Consider the following 22,098-nt stretch of genomic DNA (forward strand, 5'->3'; position numbering starts at 1 on the left):
TTATTTGAATTCTGCACGGGGTTCAAAGATAGGTTTTAAGAAAGTACTGCTGGTAGTCGTCCCATATTTTTTCTTTTAACAGAATAGCAAAATTTTCTTTTGAAATAAATAGAAAATTCTTCTTGTCATTGCCGGACTTAATCTTCTTAATAAACGCTTCATTTGCCAGAATGTCTTCAATATATTTTTTAACTTCCTGTTGTTTAGTAAAACCTGCTACAATAAGTGCACGAGTATCAGTACCCACAAAGGATGTAGTAATTTGCAGTCCCATATCTGAACGGAAGTCACGATTAAAATCAGAGAATGAAATTTTTACTATATTCATGTCCATACCGGGTGCCAATTTGATGATAAAATAATATTCTTCTGACTCTGTCCCTTTTTTAAATTTATACGCTTTATTTTGTTGTTGATTATTTTGCGAACTACCGACAGAATCAATACCCATCAATCGCTCATAAGCTCTTACCCTATCATCAGCTAAATCTCCTAATGGGGTGCCGGAGTAGTTTGCTGCGAGATTTCCCATGATGGTATAATATTCTTTCATCTTTTTTTGTTTCACCATAATCAAACCATAAACATATTCAAACTGACCTTCCAAATCATTGCCTGGATACTTTGTTTTCACACTGTCATATATAGCAATGGCATTAGAATAATCACCTTCGTTATATTTTTGATAATATTGCTCATACAAGTCGTTCACTATATCCTCCGGAGTGTTTCTACCTCCAATAACCTTCCCATTATTATCCAATAGTTGAAGAAATTTGCTTTCGGGAAACTCTTTTGCCAATAGCTCTTTTAAGGATGCAACTTTGCTTGTATTCCCCTCACTCTCATAGAGTTTAATCAACAAATAAATGATATTTTCTCGATAGGAGTTATTCTTCCATTTATTCAAAAATTGTTCAAATAATTCTTTTGCTTTGTTTGGCTCAGAGAGCTTGTCTCTATATATGGTTCCGGCTTTAAAATAACTTTCACCTAAACTTGATTCAGCTTTTTCTTGTGATTTGACATCGAAGGGCACAGTTGCAAAGTATTTTTGGTCTTCTTTGCCAACATCATCTGGTATTTTTTTAGTTACAAACTCAGAACTGTCAGTTGCAGTATGAGAACTTGTATCAGTTGGAATATTCTTCTTTGTAACTTCGTTGTTGTCTGTTTGTGCAATGCTCTGAATACGCCAGAAATCTCCCAATTGTCGATTGCCCCATAATTGAACAAAATCGCCTTCCCCTTTGGATTTGAGTTGTGGATTGTAAAACGGAAAACGCGAGTCTGTTCCTTTGTTCTGCACATTGTTTTGACCGGGTACACCTGCAAATGGGTCATTAAAGTTTTGATTCTGGAAAGGGTCATTCTTTCTATTCTCTTCCTCTTCTTTCTTTTTCTTTTCTTCGTCTTTGATTTTCTTCAAAGTTTCCTTACGGAAATTTGCATCTCGTGCCAATCGCAACATACTGTCTTGATATGAAATATTGACAAGATTGGTAATCAACTCTGTTAACACTATATGACGGGTGCTGATAGTTTGGTAATCGGGTGATTCCGGATTCAAAACTTGCACTGCACTGTCGTAATATTTTTGAGCAAATTGAAAATTACTTTGTTCAAAATAGAGTTCAGCAACCAACAAATATATTTGAGATTGCAATGGTTTGTTATTTTTTGAAAATGACAGCGCTTTTCTAAAATTATCCAGAGCTGATTTTTTATTCCCTTGTTGAAGTTCTATCATCCCTAATTCGTAATAAATTTGGTCAAGCAAGTCTAAGTTTTTGTCATCTTTCAACATGCGCGTCAATATGCTTTGCCCTTTCTTTACGTCATTGATGGGAGGCTGGGTATAGAGTCTCACCATGTTTATTCTCGCATAAAAGTTAAACTCATAAGGAGAATTAGCTTTGATTACTTTATTAAAATAGCGAATAGCCACTTCGGGTTGATTGTTGCGCATGGCGAGCTGACCGGCAACAAAATTCCTGCGGTATTTGTAGTCTCTACTACTGAGTAGGGGCATAGCTTTTTTGAGTCGATCATACGCTTCAACATATTTACCTTGTTTAATCAATCCTTCTGCACTCACAAGGAACAACTCTTTTTTTAATTTTTTTGGGAAAGATTTGTCGGCAAGCATCAAATCCGAAACCGCAACTGCTTCGTCATATTTCTCAAGCATGATAAAGGATTTGATAATCCAGATTTCAGCTTCATAAGCAACGGGAGTGTTTTTATACGTATTGGCAACATATTCAAATGCTTCCAGAGCAGCAAAGAAATCAGCTTTAAAAAAATCAGCTTTTCCAATCAATAACCAACTGTCATCCACCCATCTTCCCAATTGTCTGCGCGTGATGATATGATTGCACTTTTTGATAGCCTCGTCCATTTGAGGCGTATTGGCTTTGAGACTAGTTGGTTCAGAAAACGGAAATAAAGTAACAATGTCGGTAAAATTATCACGATGGGCAATTTCTGCATTCTTGAGTGCTTCTTTTACTTTCTCATTGGCATTAAAGAAGTAATTATAATGTGATACGGTATTGATATAGGCCCGTTTAAAAAAGCCCGCTTTTTTTTGAGCATTGAGTCCGGAATGTAAAAACATTGCCGACACAAGCAGCAGGGGCATGAATAAACTTTTGTAATCGGTGATTGTTTTCAACTTTTCCTTTATAACTTTGAAACCGCGAAAATATTTTACTTCTGATAACTTTTCATGAAAAACCCGAAAAAGCGTCCGAGTTGGATTAGAAAGCTACGCAATCGCTATCGTTTGATGCTTATCAACGAGTCTAATTTTCAAGAAAAAGCTACTATCAGACTCACCCCTTTGAGTGTTTTAATGCTTTTTCTGGGTGGTTTTCTCTTGTTTTTTCTTATCAGCTGGCTAATGATTGTTGCCATTCCTCCACTTCGAGTTTATATGCCCGGTTATGAACATGATAGAGATAGGAAGCAAAAAAAAGAATTATTGGCGACACTCAATGATATTGAAAACTCTATTCATAAATTAGAAGAAAAGAAAGTGTTATTGGACATGCTTCTTCGTGGGGACAAACTCACTAAGACCGATATTGCAATGCTCCAAGACCAAATAGATGTGAACACTGAATATAAAGAACACGAGAAAATTATCAGTAATGACTCGTCCAATGACGACAAAGCACAAGCTTCGACTCTCTTTATGGAACCTTCTGAAAATGTTTTTGCCTATACAGCAGAACAAAGCGGTCTAAGTCAAATGTCAGGGCTATTTTACCCCCCTATAACGGGCAAGGTAACATCCGTATTTGAAGCAAGCCAACATCCGGCAATTGACATAGTTCCTAACAAAGACGAAACCGTAAAAGCCGCATTGGACGGAACAGTTATTTTGACAGGGTGGACGCCCGATTTTGGCAATGTAGTGTGTATTCAACATCCGGACAATTGGATGACCGTGTATAAGCACTGTGCACAAGTTTTCAGCAAAAGAGGCGCCAGAGTTAATGCAGGTGAAGTAATTGGGGTGGTTGGCAATACCGGTAATTTATCCAGCGGACCTCACCTCCATTTTGAATTATGGCATAACGGAATCACCCTCAATCCCCTCAACTTTATTAGATTTAATTAATGAAAAAAAATACTCTTGCTCTAAGTTGCATGACTTTGTGCTTGCTGGGTCTATTCTCTTGCTCCTCCGGCACTGAGTCAACTCAACAACCTAACGTTACCACAAACAATCCGATAATAGAAGACCTCCCCCCCATTGAAAACAATACTCAAAAATCCGGCAGACCTCTCTCTTATGACCAATACCCATTTGGTTGCCCGACAGTAGCCAATTTTGCTTTTACAAATGAGTGGAGAATCATTGACCGCTCAGGCACACGCGACATGGGATTTAGTGTATATCAAAAAGCCCTTTTGGATATAAATAAATGTCTTCAACAAATTAACAACTATGTTCCGATTGCTAAACCCAAAATCAAAAAAACCAAATACATCAAGTACTTCAGTGAAGACGATTTAACCTGCGACAATATTGCCACTACTGACAGCATCATTATCAAACTGCCAAATCTCGGCAAGTACAAGAGTTATTATGCCTTTGGTAATGTTCACAATGAAAGCGAAAGTGATTCAACAGTGTCACCTGACGGCTGTTCTGAATATGGAAACTTGGTTTTGATTGATTCTGCTTCAAATGAAGCCAAAGTTCTTAATCTTTATCTGATGAAACAGTTAGAAGACAAAATCTACTTGCGCTTATTTTATATTGATGAAAAAGAAACTATTCATATAATGGAAGTTAATTGTGACACCCGCGAATGTCATATATTGAATCAATTTACTGCTACAATTGACAATAGTGGCAGATTGCTTACTCAAAAAAAATAAAAAAGCCGTCCGGCAATACCGAACGGCTTTTTATCTTGATAAGCAGTCTCTTTATTTCTTCTTTTTATAAATCTTCACACTTCCTTCTGCATTGTTATTCAAAATCTGAACTTTGCCAAAGCCAAGTTCTTCTAATTTTGGTTTCAACAAAGATTGTGTTCCAACAACCACAATAATCATATTGTCGGGGTCAAGGTATTGTTTTGCAAACTTATTAATATCCTCTTTCGTTAGAGAATTGATAATATCAGCTTGCTTTTTCTTATAGTCAGCATCCAAATTTCTCAACACAATGCCTCTCAAGAATGAAGCTTTGTCAAAGGAAGATTCATAGTTAAGTGCATCACTTGCCACCAAAGAATTTTTTGTAAAGCTAAGCTCTTCATCCGTAATCCCTTCGTCTCTATATTTTTTAATAATCTTAAAAATCTCAATAATGGAACTGTCGGTAGCCTCTGCTTTTACACTTGCGCCAATAATATAATAGCCGGGATATTGTTTTACACCTGAAGTAAATCCTGAGCGAATGCCATAGGTCCAACCGTGGTCTTCTCTGATAGAAAGGTTTAATCTGGAGTTAAAACTTCCTCCCAACACATAATTCATCACATTGGCTTTGAAGAAATCGCCATACGTGTCATAAGGGAGCGCTCTGTTTCCGATAGACAAATACGACTGAGAAGCAAAGTCTTTGTTTATCAAAAACACTTGCGTTGTTTGATATTCAGGGAATTTATCAAAAGTAGGGATTGAAATATCTTTTTTCTCCCATTTATTCATAAAACTCAAAGCATTTTTAACCTCATCTTGCGTCAAATCTCCCACCATAATTACTTTGGTGTATTGAGGTGTAATAAAGCTTTGATAATACCTTACAATATCTTCAAGTTTGATTTTAACAAACTCGTTATAATTGCCGGTAGCAAATTTACCCAGAGGATTCTTATCACTATAAATCAATCTGCTAAATGCTTTAGAAGCAACAGTAGAAGAACTAAGTCTTTGGTTAGCAACTGACTCTGAAAGACGTTTGCGAAGCAAATCAAAGTCAGCACGTTCAAAATTAGGGCTAAACATCATCTCTTCAAGCAATTCCATCGTTTCATCCAGTTTGTCTTTATAACAACTCACATAAGCAACAATACCTGAACCTCCACCCGAGAAACTGATACTGCTTCCCAGCGTTTCCATTTTGGCTTCTAAGTCAGCAGCAGGGTATTTTTTAGTACTTTCATTCATCATTTGAGCGGTAAAGAAGGCTGTTCCATAAGGGATTTTCTTTCCGTCTTCAAATAATTGTCCTCCATCAAAATTAATCATAAACATTACCCTTGGAGTTTTTTTGCTTTCGGTTCCAATCACGTCCACACCATTTTGAGTAGTAAACTTAAAGAATTGAGGAGCTTCAACCACTTTTGGAGCAGGAGGTACAGGTTTTTTACTTCTGTCAAAATTATCAACGGGTCTTTTGTAAACCAAACCTTCAAATTCTGAATAATCAGGTTTAGCGTCCACATAAGGATTAACACTCACAAAAGGGGCTTTCTTTGTGCCCGGTTGGTCAAAAATAGGGTCTCTTTCAACTGTAATGCATGCATAATTTTTGTTTTTGATATATCTCAAAAACACCCTCATCACATCGCCTTTGTTTACTTTTTTATACCGTTCAATGTCTTGGTCGAGGTTAAACCCTTTGCCCGGCAATAGCATCTCATATCCGGTAAGCAATGACGCTTTGCCAGCATTGGTTTCAAGTGAACCATACATACCGGAAATAAAACTTTCCTTTACTCTTTCTAAATCAGATTCGGTAAAACCTTCTTTCTCAAAATCTTCAATTGTCTTTAAGATAAGGTCGCGAGTTTCCAGCGGTGATATTCCCGGATAAGCAACCGCTTGTATGGTAAATTCACCTGACAATTCAAAAGCCGGATGATACACATTAATTTCAACTGCTTTTTCGGCTTTAATAAAATTCTTATAGAACACTGAGTTTCTGCCTCCTGACATTAATTGTGCGAGGATATCCAAAGCAGCTTCGTCTTTGTGATAGTTGGGGACCGTAGGATATACAAAGAGCGTGAGCGGCAGGAATATATTGTCTTTATAAGTCTTAAAGTCACTTTCCGGCAGTCTTACGGGGACAGGATTGAGTTTTTTCACCTCCGGTCCTCTTGGAATTGAACCAAAATATTTGTCCACTAATTTGACAACACTATCCACTTGCACATCGCCTGCAACTACAAGGATAGCATTGTTAGGTCCATAATAACGCAAGAAAAAAGAATTCAAATCTTCTCTGGTTGCACGGTCAAGGTCTTCTGTAAACCCGATGGTTGGCCATGAGTAAGGATGACCTGCCGGATAGAGCAACTGATCTTTTACTTCAGAAACAAACCCATAAGGCACATCATAATTCTGAGCTTTTTCATTTTTAACAGTTTTGCGTTGAACTTCAAACTTCTCTACAGTAAATGCATTGGGTAAAAATCCCATTCTGTCTGCTTCAAGCCAAAGTGCAGTTTCAAGCATATTGCTGGGCAAGGTTTCAAAATAGTTCGTCCTGTCTCTATTTGTGGTTCCGTTCATATCACCACCGGCACCTTGTACAATTTTAAAATGTTCTTCATCTGCAACGTGCTCAGAACCTTGAAACATCATGTGTTCAAAGAAGTGTGCAAACCCTGAGCGTCCCGGCAATTCTCTGTCTGAACCTACTTTGTAGGTAACTTCGACATGCACCACAGGAGAGGAATTATCTTGATTTATTATCAAAGTCAAGCCATTTGCAAGTTCATATTTGCTGTATGGTATGATATACTGCCCTGGTTTTGCTTCCACTTTCTCAATGAATTTAACGGGACCTAAACTCTGTGGTACTGCTGATAATGGTATCATTATCAGACTTACTACTGTAATTAATCTAAAAATTTTATTCATAATTCTTTTTGCTGAATTGCGGTTCAAAAGTAAGCATAGAATTTCTTTCTCATCAAAGCTTCGACCAAAAAGAATGACTTGTTGTTAAATCAATGTGAATGAACCTCTTAAACAACATTTGAGCAGTGTTGTTTATAAAAATTTAATTAACTTTCAAAACATACTAGCAATTTTGCCCTCATGTCTTCTTCAGCCATCATCCTCATTGTGATTATTGTTTCAGCGCTATTGCTGATTCGATTTGCCGGTAAATTCATTTTAAAACTAATTGGTGTTCTCCTTTTTATCCCTGCAATTCTGCTCGGATTATATCTCTTCAACCTTCCTCCTTTTAACAATAATATTTTTTCGAGAGACAATCTCAACAAAAAATTCTGTATGAATGAGAGCTCACAAGACATTTGTGATTGCATTGTTAAACCCTACACCAAACTGATAGAAGACAAATTTGAAAAAGATGAGCTCAAAGAGATTGAAAGCAAAAACTATGAGAGTGCCTATATTTTTTCTAAACTCTCAACACAACTTGCAGTCGAGACTACTTTGTGTACGGGCAGCGAAGACAGTACAAAAAAGTTAACGAATAAGTTTATCAAAGAAATTTCGCCTTTTGGCTATACAACAGCAAAAACAGCTGAATGGTTCCAAACCAAAACAACCGAAATTGATGACAAGCAACTAAGGAAAAAAGAGTTGGATGAAAAGCTCGATAAATAGCGGGAAAGATTCATTAATACATCCTTTTATTTATAAACATTCTAAATAAACTATTTTTGAGTTACAATAATGTCTAACTTTGCCCACCAAATTAATCTAATCATTCCATGGGAAAAGTAACATATAAATTTGAAGACGGCACACCTGAAGTAACACATGATATAGACGAAGGAGAAAGTGTGCTGGAAGTAGCACTCGACAACGATATTCATTTAAATCATAACTGCGGAGGCGTTTGTGCTTGTTCAACCTGTCATATCTATTTTGAAGAAGGTGAGGAAAATGTGCAAGAAATGAGCGATGACGAAGAAGATTTTGTGGACAGAGCAAGAAACCCTCGAATTAATTCCCGCCTTGCATGTCAGTGTGTATTAGAAAACGCAGATGCACATCTGACAGTAACCATACCCGATCAATCGGACATTATAGGAAGTTAAACAAATCAAAACATGGAACATAAAGCATTTGAACCACCCATTCATTGGAAAGACCATGAAGACATAGCAATGTCTTTGTATGAAAAATTTGGAGATGAATTTAATGAAAGCAAAATCTACCGCATTCGTTTTACAGATTTAATTGAGTGGGTATTGGAACTTCCAAACTTTGCCGGCAAAAGAGAAGAATGTAACGAAGGGCATTTGGAGATGATCCAAAGCCAATGGGTCTATGAGTGGCGCGACAACCAAGATTAAGCTAATTTAAATCATGCTGATACTCGAAAAACTCACACAAGTAAAAGCCTTTATCTTTGACGTAGATGGGGTTTTGTCTGACGGCAGGGTGTTGATTACCGAAGAAGGAGCACAACTGAGGAATATGTCCATTAAAGACGGTTATGCACTCAAAAAAGCAATGGAATCCGGCTATTTGATTGCTATTATAAGTGGAGGAAACTCCCAAGGGGTTAAAGAGCGACTATTGTACCTTGGCATCAAAGAAGTTTATCTGGGCGTTAGAAATAAGATTGAAATATTTGACAAACTCATAGAGGAATATGAACTTAAACCCACAGAAGTGCTCTATATGGGGGATGACATTCCTGATATAGAAATATTGAGAAAGTGTGGTGTACCTTGTTGTCCGGCTAATGCAGTTGTTGAAGTAAAAGAAATTTGCAGTTATATCTCGCCCAATATTGGAGGGCACGAATGTGTGCGAGACGTAATCGAAAAAACACTCAAGGTCAAAGGACAATGGATGTAATGATCTTATTTTTGTTTCAAACAGAGTTCATTTTTTTCATATCAAACAATCTTAATCTCATAGAATTATCAATTCAACACTCAGAACATGAAGTAGCTTTGAAAGCAGAAAAATGCAAAAAGCATTTTATGTAACAACTTAAATTTTTAATGTCATGATCAAACACGTAGCACATGCCGTATGGAACGGCTCAGTAAAAGAAGGGAACGGTAAAATCACCACCCGCAGTAAAGTTTTGGACAATGCCCAATACTCCTACAAATCACGTTTTGAAAACGGTTCAGGTACTAATCCTGATGAACTATTAGCAGCTTCACATGCCGGATGTTTCGCAATGGCAACCAGCTTACTTTTAGGAAAAGAAGGTTTTAAACCTGAATCCCTTGAAGCAAAGTGCGAATTGTCAATGAACCACGAAAAGCTTGAAATCACAAGTTCACATTTAACATTGCACGCAAAAGTTCCCGGAATATCACAAGCTAAATTTTTGGAAATTGCGAATCATGCAAAACAAGCCTGCCCTATCAGCAAGGTTTTGAAATGCGAAATTACATTAGACGCAACATTAGCAAGCGCACAGTAATATAACCACAAACAAAAGCCGTCAACCAAAGCGGCTTTTGTTTTTTTACAACTAAATCTATGGAAATCAAAATCATCAAAATATTTTTACGCTTATCATTATCAGCAAGTTTTTTGTACGCATCCATTGACAGGTTTAATGACATATTGGGGATTTTGAATCCCAACACAGTCTTGTGGGGTAATTGGAGCAACTTTATGGCATACTCCGCCAAACTAATGCCTTGGTTTCCATATTGGATAGTGCTCACTTTAGCCATTATTGCCACCATCGGTGAAATAGTTTTTGGAATTTGTTTACTCATCGGCTGGAAAACAAGTCAGGTCGCAAGATTAAGCGGATTGCTGCTATTGTTATTTGCTATTTTCATGAGTCTTACCGTGGGAATACCCACAGTGTTAAGTTATTCAGTTTATAGTGCATCCGCGGCAGCTTTTGCGCTGAGCACTTTTAAAGTTAAATTTTTAGAATTCAAATAAAAACATCAAATCATGAACGAAAACAACGAATTATATCCGCCTTCCACAGCGGAAGATAAAAGAAAGAAAGCAGATTTAGCACCCAAACAAATAGAAGCATGGAGAAATTTCAGCAGAACAGTTTTCAAAGAAGGAGTTCTGGATGAAAAGACCAAACAACTGATTGCCGTTGCGGTTGCACATGTAACACAATGTCCTTATTGTATAAAAGCACATGTGCCTATAGCCATGCGCAAAGGCGCAAGCAAACAAGAAATCATGGAAGCAATATGGGTTGCATCCGAGATGCGAGCAGGTGCGGCTTATGCGCACGCTACTATTGCGATGGATGCAATGGAAAAAGCTGAAAACAAAGAACAGACCTAATTAAACTCTTAATAAAAAATAAAAATGACCAGATTAAATTACGGGGCAGTTGACCCCAAAGCAATGAAAGCCATGCTTGGCTTAGAAGAATATGCAGCTAATTCAGGTATTGAAAAAAGTTTATATGAATTAGTCAAAACAAGAGCATCACAAATCAATGGCTGCGCCTACTGCCTTGACATGCACACCAAAGATGCGAGACACTATGGCGAAACCGAACAACGACTGTACTGTCTGCCCGCTTGGCGCGAAACTCCTTTCTATTCCGAAAGAGAACGTGCTGCACTTGAATGGACAGAAGCAGTTACACTAATTTCACAAAATCATGTTCCGGACTCTATTTACAATGCTGTTAAAAAACATTTTACCGAGCAAGAATTGGTTGCTTTAACCATGGCAATTATTGCAATCAATGGATGGAATAGACTGGCAATCAGTTTTAGAACAGAAGCCGGCACCTATCAACCCGGAAGTCACGGTTCTTCAAGCAATAAGTAATGCAATTAAAAGGCAAGATTGCTGTGGTAACAGGTGCAAGCACCGGATTGGGTGCTGCACTTGCAACTGCATTGGTACAAAAAGGAGCACATGTATTCGGGCTTGCCAGAAACACCCAAGCACTCACAAAGCTTAAAGATAAATTGGGCGAAAATTTTATTGCAATACCAATGGATATCACCCAACAAGAAAACATAGCAACTTGGGCTAATAGCACATTTTCCAAAAATAAATTACCCGACATTTTGATTAACAATGCCGGAATTGGTTTTTTTAAGAAAATAGACGAAACATCTTCCGCAGACTGGTTGCAAATGATAGATACCAACCTAAACGGGATGTATTTTATCACATCACAACTTGTACCCTATCTCAAAAAAAACAAGAACGTAACACACATTATTAATATAGGCTCCATTCTGGGCACTATGGGACGCGAAGAAGGCAGCGCTTATTGCGCAACCAAATACGCAATCAATGGCTTTAGTGATGCACTATACAAAGAACTACGCGCGTACAAAATCAAGGTTACCTGTGTGAATCCCGGTTCCATAGAAACTGATTTTTTCAAAAACTCCGGAATCGAAGCACACGACAATATGCTCCACCCAAATGACCTTGCTGCAACCATCATACATATTTTAGAAACCCCCGACAATATGTTAATTAATGAATTAACAATCAGACCACTGAACCCCAAACAAGCTAAAAAACTTTAACGTTATCTATACTTAATATTGAATAGACATGAGCAAAATTATCATCAAAAGAGTCTATGAATCTGCCACCAAAGATGACGGATACAGGATTCTTGTGGACCGTCTGTGGCCCAGAGGAATCAGTAAAGACCACGCACAAATCAAAGAATGGTTAAAAGAACTGGGACCCAGTACCGAACTACGAAAATGGTTCAATCATGACCCTGCACTTTATCCAGAATTCAAAAAGAAATACATTGCTGAATTACATAATCAGAAAACTGAACTGAAACGCATTGCCGACCTTACAAACAAACATCAAGTGTGTTTAGTGTATGGGGCTAAAGACGAGAAACACAATCAGGCAGTCGTACTCAAAGAAGCGATTGAACATATATGAACGAACTCTCAGATTTGTACTGTTTAACTCTGCACTTGCCTCTTAATTTCAATTTTTAATTTTGGCAAATTATTGTGCTTGTGTTAGTATTGCCACATAAAAACACCCTCTGCAAGACGTATTAAAATTTCTATTAAGCCTTACTCAATATTGCAACCCATAATGAACCTATTAAGCATTAAGTCACTATATTTATCCTTGATAATGATACTGTCCTGTCAACTTACGTGGGGACAAACATCCAAAACTAATGCTGAAAAAGCTGCCAGAATAAATCAGGAAGCCATTAAACTAATGGATCAAGGTTATTATGCCAAAAGCATTAAGATATTAAAAGAGTGTAAGAAACTCGACCCTACCAACATTACCTATCCGTATGAAATTGCATACGCATATTACTTACAACGTAAGTATAAAAAAGCCATCACTATTTTAGAAGGATTAAAAAATCACAAAGATGTTACAGACTTAGTCTATCAACTGCTGGGCAATGCGTATGGATACTATGGTAAAGGACAAAAAGCCTTTGAAACATATCAAGAAGGTTTGCGATTAATCCCATACTCCGGACCATTAAATCTCGAAATGGGATACATATATATCAATGCACAACCACAGGACTTGGACAAGGCGTTAGCATACTTTGAAAAAGGCATCGAAGTAGCACCCACTTTCCCTTCAAACTACTATTGGGCAACCAAAATTTATTCCCACAAAAACGAAATCGTTTGGAGCATGCTTTACGGTGAAATTTTTTTAAATTTAGAGCGCAACGGCAAATATTTCAATGAAATAAGCAAACTGATGTTTGACAACTATAAAAAGTCCGTTAAATTCACCAGCGACACCTCTTTTATTCTAAATTTCACAAACGCAACAGAGACAAAGAAAACAAACCCCGCCAAACCATCTTATGAAACTGATATTTACGAATCTACAATGTTCAATGCGCTGAAAGGAATATCGGACATCAATATTAATTCTCTTGACACAATCCGCACCCGCTTTCTCAACTTATATTACAAAAACGGCTATGACATTAACTACCCCAATGCGCTCATTTCTTTTCAAAAACAAATAGAAGATGCGGGGCACTTAGAAGCCTATAATCACGGGATATTGATGTATGGAGATGAACAAAATTTCAAAGAATGGCAAGCCCTCAACACAGATAAATGGAAAAGCTTTGTTGACTGGTTTGCCCACAACGGCAGTCTGTCTAATAACCTAATTTCTCATTAATCCTTTCGCAATACTATGCAAATAACTCCACTTTCAGGAACTTAAAATGAGATTTATTTTAGAAGATGATCCCCACTTTTTGAAAAAGAAAGTGTCGTAAAACGCCTTAAATTGACTCCTCTGAATGGAAAAAATAAAGCCAAGTTCTTTGAGGAACTTTTTAAGCAGATTTGGGTCAAGAAGATTAAAGATTCTACGTAGGTTAAAGGCGGTGAAAATCAAGCCTACATCGGCAGAGGCTCTTGATATTCCTTGTTTGGTCATGACATAGTAAAAATCCCACTGGCGTTTGATAATCCCGAAAGGGTGTTCCACAATGGCTTGTCGTTTTCTGTAGAGTTCACCGGCTTGTTCCATGCGAAGTTTGTTTTTTTCTATGTATGGTGCAAATTCTGTTCTCTCGATGACCCTACCTCTACCTCTTGTGTTTTTGGTGCAGGAGTTGATGAGTGGACAGGTTTTGCAGGCTGTTGTTTTGTAATGCTGAACCAAAATCGGTGGCTGCTTTTTTCTTCCTTCATAATTGCGGTCTTTTTTGTACCATTTACCATTGGTAGAAAGTGCGTTTCCCTGCGGACAGATGTAAACGTTTTCTTCTTCATTGAAAACAAAGTTTGCCACGTTGTATGAAGGGTCAGGAGCCATAGAAGAAGAAGAAATATCAGGAATAGCCACCACCACATCTACGCCCAGTCCATCTGCTTTTTTGAACTCACTTCCGGTGTGGTAGCCTTTGTCAAAAACGGCTGTAAATTCATTATTTCCTAATACTTCAACGGCTTGCTGGAGCATGCTTCCCATGGCTTTGGAATCATTCTCATTGGTAACTTCGTAATTAATTGGAATGTTGAGTTTGGCATCCACGGTGCTTTGGATGTTGTAAGCCACCTCTGTAATGTTGTTGCGAACAATCATTTGTCTGGATTCAGGGTCAGAAGTAGAAATTTGCACTTCGCCTGTAGCGTCTAATTGCTTTTGAAAATCTTGGTATTGTTTTTTATGCTGCTGATGTTTGTTGATTTTGCCGTTGATTTCTTGCTTTTTCTCCTCACTTAAATCCTTGTCTTCGCTTGCTAATATGGAGTTGTACTCATCGAGTTTGTTATCAATATAAGCAATGTGTCGCTCAATTTTCTTTTCGTTAAAGTTGTTTTTCTTGGAATTTTGTGCACGGAGTTTGGTTCCGTCACCGGCTAATAGTTTGCCGCCAATCAACTGAAAATGCTGTGCAAGTCTGACTGTTGAACGAAATACATTTTTAATGGCTTTCGGATTGTCTTTTCGGAAGTTGGCAATGGTGTTGTGATCGGGAACCAAGCCTCTCATGAGCCACATCACCTCTAAGTTTCGTGTACATTCTTTTTCCAACTGACGCGAGGAGCGTATGCGGTTCAAATAGCCATACAAAAACAACTTCAACAAATCACCGGGATGATAAGCGGGACGCCCATTTTCAATAAAATCCAATTTAAAACCTGCATCCGCTAAATTGATGCTGTTTACAAACAACTCAATCAACCTGATTTCGTGATTATGCTCAATTTGCTCCTCCAAACAAAAGAAACTGATTTGATTCCTGTCCTTGCCAAGTATAAATTTCATGCAGTAAATATACTGACAATCAATTCGTTAAGCAACTAATTTCGATATAACTTATTAACAATCTGTGTGTTAAAAAGTAAGAGGTTATTAGACAGTTTGACGGAATCCAGCTCGATGAAATTAACAGATTCCATCGCCAGCAATTCAATTAGCAATTTAAAATTACAAAACTTTGTAAATCAATGCATGCAAAACATTGAATAACAGTTGTTAGCACCCGTTTGCAAAATCATCGATTTATTTTGCAAAAATTCATTTTCCGAATGTAATAAAGGCTACTTTCGTGCAGGTTTTAAACACCACTTTTTATGATTCTATTAAGCGTTCCTTCCGACTATTTCCCAATCGCTATAATGCTTGTAGTTGCATTAGGGTTCGTGGCTACAACGCTTGTTGCTACCCACCTTTTAGGACCCAAAAGAAAATCTAAAATCAAACTCGACACATTCGAATGTGGTATTGAATCACAAGAGAATGCAAGAACACCTTTTCCAGTCAAATATTTTCTGATTGCAATCTTGTTTGTGTTATTTGATGTTGAGATTATATTTATGTATCCATGGGCAGTTAATTTTCTAAAATTGGGGATGACCGGATTTATTACCATGCTGGTTTTCATTGTTTTGTTGCTGGTTGGTTTTATTTATATCGTTCGCAAAGGGGCATTAAAGTGGGAATGAACGTAGAAAATAAATAACATGTCAGAAAATCAAATTCAGAAAGTTACGCAGTCAACTGAAAAATTAGAAGGCTATGAAGGATATGGTTTCTTAGCAACTTCATTAGAAAAAGCAGTTGGGATGGCACGTAAAAACTCCTTATGGCCGCTTCCATTTGCGACTTCATGTTGCGGAATAGAGTTTATGTCAACCATGTCTTCACATTACGACCTTGGGCGATTCGGTTCCGAGCGTTTGAGTTTTTCTCCTCGTCAGGCAGACTTGCTGATGGTGATGGGAACTATTGCAAAAAAAATGGGACCTATACTGCGCCAAGTATATGAGCAAATGGCTGAACCTAAATGGGTATTAGCTGTAGGCGCATGCGCCAGTTCGGGCGGTGTATTTGACTCATACAGTGTACTTCAAGGTATTGACCGCATTATTCCGGTCGATATTTACGTTCCGGGATGCCCTCCCAGACCCGAACAAATTTTAATGGGCGTAATGAAAATTCAGGAATTAGCCGAGAGCGAATCACTTAGAAGAAGAAATTCGCCCGAATATCTGGCATTGCTGGAGAGTTATGGTATCAAATAAAACGATTGGAGCGAAGAATGTTTAATACAATAGAACCCGAGGAATTTGAAGAGATGCTTCACAATCAATTTGCCGACAACATTGTCTATGTAGGCAAACAATATGACATCTCCGAGGCAGAAATCACATTAGACAAAATCAAGGATGCAATACAATGGATGAAAGAGCAAGGTTTCACTTTCCTCACTTCCTGTAATGGCATTCACTATCCTCATACTGAGAAAGTATTTTGCATGGTCTATCATCTATATAATATGCAGCGCAATCTTAGAGTTCGCCTCAAAGTTTCCAACCCCATTGACCCACCTCACTTTCCAACCATCACGGATATTTTTCCGGCTGCTAACTGGATGGAACGAGAAGCTTACGACTTCTTCGGATTCAAATTTGACGGGCATCCTGATTTGAGAAGAATTTTAAACGAAGATAGTATGGAAGGCTGGCCTCTGCGCAAGGAATATCCGCTCGAGGATCAAGCCCGATTTGATAAAGACGACAAAATGTTTGGCAGATAAGATAATGATTTAAGCAATGTTAGAGAAAAAAGAAGCCACCGCTGACATATCAGAAAAGGACTATACCTATCTCAACTTAGGTCCCACACATCCGGCAACACACGGCATTTTCCAGAATGTACTTAAAATGGATGGGGAAATAATTGTTGAAGCCACACCCACAATAGGTTATATACACCGCGCATTTGAAAAAATAGCAGAAAGAAGACCCTATTACCAATATACCCCCATCACAGACCGATTAAATTATTGCTCCGCCCCTATCAACAACATGGGATGGCACATGTCTGTAGAAAAACTTCTGGGTATTCAACTACCCAAACGCGTAGAATACCTGAGGGTTATTATTATGGAACTTTCACGCATCTCCGATCACATCATTTGCAATTCAGTAATTGGGGTCGATAGCGGAGCCATGACCGGATTTTTGTATATTTATCAGTTCAGAGAGTTGATTTATGAAGTATATGAACAAATATGCGGTGGAAGGCTAACCTCTAATATTGGCAGAATTGGAGGCTTGGAAAGAGATTTCTCTCAAACTGCTTGGCTCAAAATCGACAATATCTTGAAAGAACTACCCAAAGCACTCAAAGAATTTGAGGCTTTGTTGGTGCGCAACCGTATCTTCATGGATAGGACCATCAACTGCGGACCCATTTCTGCTGAAAAGGCTCTCGCCTATTCTTTTACAGGTCCCAATCTTAGAGCAGCCGGAGTAGATTATGACGTAAGAGTGATGAGCCCTTATTCCTCTTATGAAGAATTTGATTTTAAAATTCCGGTAGGAACTCGCGGTGACACCTATGACAGGTTTATGGTAAGAGAACAAGAGATGTGGGAAAGCATTAGTATTATTAAACAAGCGATACAAAAAGTAGAAAAATTAGAAGATAAAACTACCTACCATGCGGATGTTCCGGAATATTATCTGCCTGAAAAAGACGATGTTTATAATAAAATGGAAGCATTGATTTATCATTTCAAGGTTGTCTATGGTGAAACCGCTATTCCAAAAGGCGAGGTTTATCATTGTGTGGAAGGAGGAAATGGAGAATTAGGATTTTACATTGTCAGCGATGGCGGCCGTACACCCTACAGAATGCACATTCGCAGACCTTGTTTTATTTATTATCAGGCATACCCGGAGATGATAAAAGGAGCTTATCTGAGCGATGCCATATTAACAATGAGTTCAATGAATGTAATAGCAGGCGAATTAGATGCCTAAAAAAACAATCTAGTATGAATGAGACAAAAGAAATACAGTTTTCGGATGAAGCCTTAGCACTAATAGCAAAGATAACCAAGCACTATCCGGAAGGGAAAGAAAAATCAACCATTCTACCGGTACTTCATCTTGCACAAGCCGAATTTGACGGATGGTTAAGCCCGCAAGTAATGGACTATGTAGCATCGCTACTTAAAGTTCAACCCATTGAAGTATATGAAGTGGCAACTTTCTATACTATGTTTAATATGCAGCCCGTAGGCAAATGTGTAATTGAAGTGTGCCATACCGGACCTTGCTGGTTAATGGGTGCCGAAGACATTGTGCATTACATTGAAAATAAACTGGGTATCAAAAAAGGCGAAACTACAGCAGATGGAATGTTTACGCTAAAAACCGTTGAGTGCCTTGCCAGTTGCGGAACCGCACCTATGATGCAAATTGGCGAAACATATCATGAGAACCTAACATTAGAAAAAGTAGATTCTGTTCTGGATGATTGCCGAAAAGCAGATATCCGCAGATCACATTGGGAAAAAGAAAAAATTAAATCTTAAAAAGCAATGGGACGCAAACTACTTTTAGACAATCTTGAATATCCTGAAATAAAAACATTTGCAGGCTATTGTAATAAAGGCGGATATGAGTCTTTGAAAAAAGCTCTTAAAATGAAGCCGGAAGAAGTACAAGCAGAAGTACAAAAATCAGGCTTGCGAGGCAGAGGTGGAGCAGGTTTTCCTGCCGGCATGAAATGGAGCTTTATTGCTAAACCCGAAGGTGTTCCAAGATACTTTGTTTGCAATGCAGACGAAAGCGAGCCGGGTACTTTCAAAGATAGATACCTCATGGAGCATAAACCTCACATCCTGATTGAAGGGATGATTATTGCCAGCTATGCCCTTGGTGCTACCACTGCTTATATTTATATCAGAGGCGAATTGATGTACATATACCATATCCTGCAAAAAGCCATTGAAGAGGCATATCAAGCAGGATTTTTAGGTAAAAATATTTTAGGCTGCGGCTTTGACTTAGATTTACACATCCATTGTGGTGCGGGCGCATATATCTGCGGAGAAGAAACTGCTCTACTCGAATCGTTAGAAGGCAAACGCGGCAATCCACGCATCAAACCTCCATTCCCCGCCATAAAAGGTTTGTGGGGCTGTCCTACTGTGGTCAACAACGTAGAAACAATTGCTGCTGTAGTTCCTATCATCCGTATTTCGGGAGACGAATATGCAAAAATAGGGGTTGGAAAATCCACAGGAACCAAGTTAATTTCCGCTTCCGGTCATATCAACAAGCCGGGGGTCTATGAGATTGAACTTGGCGTCCCTGTAGAAGAGTTTATTTACAGTGATGAGTATTGTGGAGGAATCAAAAACGGCAAAAAACTCAAAGCTGTCGTTGCGGGAGGCTCTTCTGTACCCATCCTTCCAAGTCATTTGATTTTAAAAACAGCTGACGGTGCACCTCGCTTGATGACTTATGAAAGCTTAGCAGACGGAGGGTTTGCTACCGGAACAATGCTCGGCTCAGGTGGATTTATCGTAATGGACGAAAGCACAAGTATTGTCAAGCATTTGTGGAACTTCAGCAGGTTCTATCATCACGAAAGTTGCGGACAATGCTCACCTTGCAGAGAGGGCACAGGGTGGATGGAACAAATACTTCACAAAATTGTTAATGGCAAAGGAGAAATGAGACATATTGACCTACTATGGGATATACAAGGAAAAATAGAAGGAAAAACAATTTGTCCCTTTGGAGATGCGGCTGCATGGCCTGTAGCTTCTACAATCCGCCACTTCCGCTCGGAATTTGAAGAATATATTCGTAATGGAGAACACAACCGAGATGTTAAACATTACTATCGTTTAAATAACTTACAAGAAATCTGATAAGATGGCAAAAGTAACAATAGATGGATATACCATAGAGGTTCCTGAAGGAACAACCATAGTGGATGCCGCCCGTATGATAGGGGGAGAAATCGTTCCGCCTACTATGTGTTATTATTCAAAGCTTGAAACAAGTGGCGGATATTGTCGCAGTTGCTTAGTGAAAGTAACAAAAGGCTCGGAAAAAGATCCGCGTCCTATGCCCAAATTGGTTGCTTCGTGTCGCCAAACAGTGATGGACGGTATGGTGGTAGAAAATATCACTTCCAAAGAAGTGTTGGAAGCCCGTGAAGGGGTAGTAGAGTTTTTATTGTTTAACCATCCACTGGATTGTCCGGTTTGCGACCAAGCAGGAGAATGTGACTTGCAGGATTTGAGCTATGAACACGGTACTGAGAAAACTCGACAGGAGTTTAGACGCAGAACATTCCCCATGCGCGACATCGGAGATCAAATCAAGTTACACATGAACCGCTGCATAATGTGCTATCGTTGTGTTAAAGTTGGCGAACAGTTAGCACCTACAAGAGTTCACGGAGTGCTTAACCGAGGTTATATGTCAGAAATTTCCACCTATATCCAAAACAATATTGATCAAGAATGGAGTGGCAACATGATTGATGTATGTCCGGTGGGAGCATTGACTGACAAAACATTCCGATTCAAATCAAGGGTTTGGTTTACAAAACCGCTGGATGCTCATAGAGATTGTGATACATGTTGCGGAAAAGCAGCAGTTTGGGTGTCAGGTGACGATATTATAAGGGTAACAGTACGCAGAGATCCTTATGGAGAAGTGGAATATATGGAAGATGGCAAACCCGGTTGGATTTGTAATACCTGCCGTTTTGAAAAGAAAAAACTTTCTGATTGGGTGATAGAACAACCAAGACACATAGATAGACACTCCGTTATTGCACAAAATCATTATGAAGAGTTGCGAAAACTAAAACAAGATTTATCTCGTCAAAAAGAAATATTCGAAAAATCACACAAAGACCAATAGAAGCAATGGAGTATTCAGAACTGATATTTAAAATCACATTTGTTGTAGCCATATTTGCTATAACATTGGTAATTGCGATGTATTCCACATTTGCAGAACGAAGAGTGGCTGCATTCATTCAGGACAGAGTAGGTCCCAATCGTGCCGGTCCGTTTGGAATTTTGCAACCCTTAGCCGATGGTGTCAAAATGTTCATGAAGGAAGAAATTATTCCCGACCATGCCAATAAGGCTTTATTTATTTTAGGTCCCGGTATCATGATGCTCACTGCATGTATGACCAGCGTGGTAATACCTTGGGGCGACACATTAATTATCAATGGAAAAGAATATATATTACAAATTGCCGATATCAATATTGGCATTTTATATATTTTCGGGATTGTTTCTATTGGGGTCTATGGCATCATGATAGGCGGCTGGGCTTCTAACAACAAATATTCTCTTATGGGGGCTTTAAGAGCTTCTTCTCAAATGATTAGTTATGAATTGGCTATGGGAATGTCAATAATTGCTCTTGTAATGATGACCGGCACTTTGAGTATTCGCGAAATGGTTTTTCAGCAACACGGGATGCATTGGAATGTATTTTATCAACCATTGGGATTCCTTATTTTTTTGATATGCGCTTTTGCAGAATGTAACAGAACACCTTTTGATTTACCTGAATGTGAAACGGAATTGGTGGGCGGTTTTCATACAGAATATTCATCCATGAAGTTGGGATTTTATCTATTTGCCGAATACATCAACATGTTCATTTCTTCTGCTGTTATTTCTGCCTTATATTTTGGTGGTTTTAACATGCCTTTCATAAGTGAATTGAGTTTATCACACAACATAGTAACAATATTAGGAGTAGTATTCTTTTTTATTAAAATATTTTTCTTTATCTTCTTTTTCATGTGGGTTAGATGGACAATCCCGCGTTTTCGTTACGATCAGTTGATGCGATTGGGATGGCGCATGCTGTTGCCACTTTCAATTTTGAATGTATTGCTCACCGGAGTTTTTACATTATGGAAAAACGGTTTGTTTCATTTTTAGAACTACATGAT

General features: G+C 38.4%; 24 protein-coding genes. 21 read left to right on the plus strand and 3 right to left on the minus strand.

Annotation, left to right across the window (positions count from 1 at the left end; genetic code table 11):
- Nucleotides 1–22: 22 nt before the first annotated feature.
- On the minus strand, nt 23–2,677 hold the full coding sequence (locus M9892_04960) for a tetratricopeptide repeat protein (protein ID MCO5253701.1): 2,655 nt from the start codon (nt 2,675–2,677) through the stop codon (nt 23–25).
- A gap of 54 nt (nt 2,678–2,731) precedes the next feature.
- On the opposite strand from M9892_04960, the gene M9892_04965 reads away from it, so the two are divergent.
- Together M9892_04965 and M9892_04970 are read left to right on the plus strand one after the other, a co-directional pair.
- Nucleotides 2,732–3,628, plus strand: a complete 897-nt coding sequence (locus tag M9892_04965; GenBank protein ID MCO5253702.1) for a M23 family metallopeptidase — start codon at nt 2,732–2,734, stop codon at nt 3,626–3,628.
- Complete coding sequence (locus M9892_04970) at nt 3,628–4,395, plus strand: hypothetical protein (GenBank protein MCO5253703.1); 768 nt, start codon at nt 3,628–3,630, stop codon at nt 4,393–4,395. The genes M9892_04965 and M9892_04970 overlap by 1 nt, the downstream gene beginning before the upstream one ends.
- Before the next feature lie 51 nt (nt 4,396–4,446).
- Here the strand turns inward: M9892_04970 and M9892_04975 are convergent, their stop codons facing one another.
- Complete coding sequence (locus M9892_04975; GenBank protein ID MCO5253704.1) at nt 4,447–7,335, minus strand: insulinase family protein; 2,889 nt, start codon at nt 7,333–7,335, stop codon at nt 4,447–4,449.
- A gap of 180 nt (nt 7,336–7,515) precedes the next feature.
- Between M9892_04975 and M9892_04980 the strand changes: the two genes are divergently transcribed.
- From M9892_04980 to M9892_05030, 11 genes are all read left to right on the plus strand, one after another.
- On the plus strand, nt 7,516–8,052 hold the full coding sequence (locus M9892_04980; protein ID MCO5253705.1) for a hypothetical protein: 537 nt from the start codon (nt 7,516–7,518) through the stop codon (nt 8,050–8,052).
- A 107-nt stretch (nt 8,053–8,159) separates the two neighbouring features.
- Nucleotides 8,160–8,489: a (2Fe-2S)-binding protein gene (locus M9892_04985; GenBank protein ID MCO5253706.1), complete on the plus strand. Its 330-nt coding sequence runs from the start codon at nt 8,160–8,162 to the stop codon at nt 8,487–8,489.
- 12 nt (nt 8,490–8,501) lie between these two features.
- Nucleotides 8,502–8,747, plus strand: coding sequence for a Fe-S cluster assembly protein IscX (gene iscX, locus M9892_04990; GenBank protein ID MCO5253707.1), 246 nt, complete (start codon nt 8,502–8,504; stop codon nt 8,745–8,747).
- Between the two features lie 13 nt (nt 8,748–8,760).
- Nucleotides 8,761–9,258: an HAD hydrolase family protein gene (locus M9892_04995; GenBank protein MCO5253708.1), complete on the plus strand. Its 498-nt coding sequence runs from the start codon at nt 8,761–8,763 to the stop codon at nt 9,256–9,258.
- 157 nt (nt 9,259–9,415) lie between these two features.
- The gene (locus tag M9892_05000) at nt 9,416–9,841 is read left to right on the plus strand and encodes an OsmC family protein (GenBank protein ID MCO5253709.1); all 426 of its coding nucleotides are present in this window, start codon (nt 9,416–9,418) and stop codon (nt 9,839–9,841) included.
- Between the two features lie 59 nt (nt 9,842–9,900).
- A complete protein-coding gene (locus M9892_05005; GenBank protein ID MCO5253710.1) occupies nt 9,901–10,320 on the plus strand; it encodes a DoxX family protein in 420 nt (139 codons plus the stop codon).
- 12 nt (nt 10,321–10,332) lie between these two features.
- Complete coding sequence (locus M9892_05010) at nt 10,333–10,686, plus strand: carboxymuconolactone decarboxylase family protein (GenBank protein MCO5253711.1); 354 nt, start codon at nt 10,333–10,335, stop codon at nt 10,684–10,686.
- A gap of 24 nt (nt 10,687–10,710) precedes the next feature.
- On the plus strand, nt 10,711–11,184 hold the full coding sequence (locus tag M9892_05015) for a carboxymuconolactone decarboxylase family protein (GenBank protein ID MCO5253712.1): 474 nt from the start codon (nt 10,711–10,713) through the stop codon (nt 11,182–11,184).
- Nucleotides 11,184–11,903 carry an SDR family oxidoreductase gene (locus M9892_05020; protein ID MCO5253713.1) on the plus strand — a complete coding sequence of 240 codons (720 nt, stop codon included), beginning with the start codon at nt 11,184–11,186 and terminating at the stop codon, nt 11,901–11,903. Before M9892_05015 ends, M9892_05020 begins: the two co-directional genes overlap by 1 nt.
- A gap of 28 nt (nt 11,904–11,931) precedes the next feature.
- Nucleotides 11,932–12,282, plus strand: a complete 351-nt coding sequence (locus M9892_05025; protein ID MCO5253714.1) for a DUF488 domain-containing protein — start codon at nt 11,932–11,934, stop codon at nt 12,280–12,282.
- A 204-nt stretch (nt 12,283–12,486) separates the two neighbouring features.
- Nucleotides 12,487–13,524 (plus strand): hypothetical protein, encoded by a 1,038-nt coding sequence (locus M9892_05030; GenBank protein ID MCO5253715.1) that lies wholly within the window; start codon nt 12,487–12,489, stop codon nt 13,522–13,524.
- A gap of 33 nt (nt 13,525–13,557) precedes the next feature.
- Here M9892_05030 and M9892_05035 read toward each other — a convergent pair whose 3' ends face one another.
- The gene (locus M9892_05035; GenBank protein ID MCO5253716.1) at nt 13,558–15,126 is read right to left on the minus strand and encodes an IS1182 family transposase; all 1,569 of its coding nucleotides are present in this window, start codon (nt 15,124–15,126) and stop codon (nt 13,558–13,560) included.
- A gap of 308 nt (nt 15,127–15,434) precedes the next feature.
- On the opposite strand from M9892_05035, the gene M9892_05040 reads away from it, so the two are divergent.
- Genes M9892_05040 through nuoH form a run of 8 tightly spaced genes read left to right on the plus strand, consistent with a single transcriptional unit; the run spans nt 15,435 to nt 22,087 of the window.
- On the plus strand, nt 15,435–15,806 hold the full coding sequence (locus M9892_05040; GenBank protein ID MCO5253717.1) for an NADH-quinone oxidoreductase subunit A: 372 nt from the start codon (nt 15,435–15,437) through the stop codon (nt 15,804–15,806).
- A gap of 18 nt (nt 15,807–15,824) precedes the next feature.
- Complete coding sequence (locus M9892_05045) at nt 15,825–16,385, plus strand: NADH-quinone oxidoreductase subunit B (protein MCO5253718.1); 561 nt, start codon at nt 15,825–15,827, stop codon at nt 16,383–16,385.
- Between the two features lie 17 nt (nt 16,386–16,402).
- The gene (locus M9892_05050; GenBank protein ID MCO5253719.1) at nt 16,403–16,900 is read left to right on the plus strand and encodes an NADH-quinone oxidoreductase subunit C; all 498 of its coding nucleotides are present in this window, start codon (nt 16,403–16,405) and stop codon (nt 16,898–16,900) included.
- A gap of 16 nt (nt 16,901–16,916) precedes the next feature.
- Nucleotides 16,917–18,131, plus strand: a complete 1,215-nt coding sequence (locus tag M9892_05055; GenBank protein ID MCO5253720.1) for an NADH-quinone oxidoreductase subunit D — start codon at nt 16,917–16,919, stop codon at nt 18,129–18,131.
- A gap of 14 nt (nt 18,132–18,145) precedes the next feature.
- On the plus strand, nt 18,146–18,688 hold the full coding sequence (gene nuoE / locus M9892_05060; protein MCO5253721.1) for an NADH-quinone oxidoreductase subunit NuoE: 543 nt from the start codon (nt 18,146–18,148) through the stop codon (nt 18,686–18,688).
- Nucleotides 18,689–18,694: 6 nt separating this feature from the next.
- Nucleotides 18,695–20,035 carry an NADH-quinone oxidoreductase subunit NuoF gene (nuoF, locus tag M9892_05065; protein ID MCO5253722.1) on the plus strand — a complete coding sequence of 447 codons (1,341 nt, stop codon included), beginning with the start codon at nt 18,695–18,697 and terminating at the stop codon, nt 20,033–20,035.
- A 4-nt stretch (nt 20,036–20,039) separates the two neighbouring features.
- Nucleotides 20,040–21,041 carry a 2Fe-2S iron-sulfur cluster-binding protein gene (locus tag M9892_05070; protein ID MCO5253723.1) on the plus strand — a complete coding sequence of 334 codons (1,002 nt, stop codon included), beginning with the start codon at nt 20,040–20,042 and terminating at the stop codon, nt 21,039–21,041.
- Nucleotides 21,042–21,046: 5 nt separating this feature from the next.
- Nucleotides 21,047–22,087, plus strand: a complete 1,041-nt coding sequence (nuoH, locus tag M9892_05075) for an NADH-quinone oxidoreductase subunit NuoH (protein MCO5253724.1) — start codon at nt 21,047–21,049, stop codon at nt 22,085–22,087.
- The last annotated feature ends 11 nt before the right edge of the window (nt 22,088–22,098 follow it).

Source organism: Bacteroidota bacterium, from assembly GCA_023957335.1.
In the GTDB taxonomy this organism is placed as follows: domain Bacteria; phylum Bacteroidota; class Bacteroidia; order NS11-12g; family UBA955; genus JALOAG01.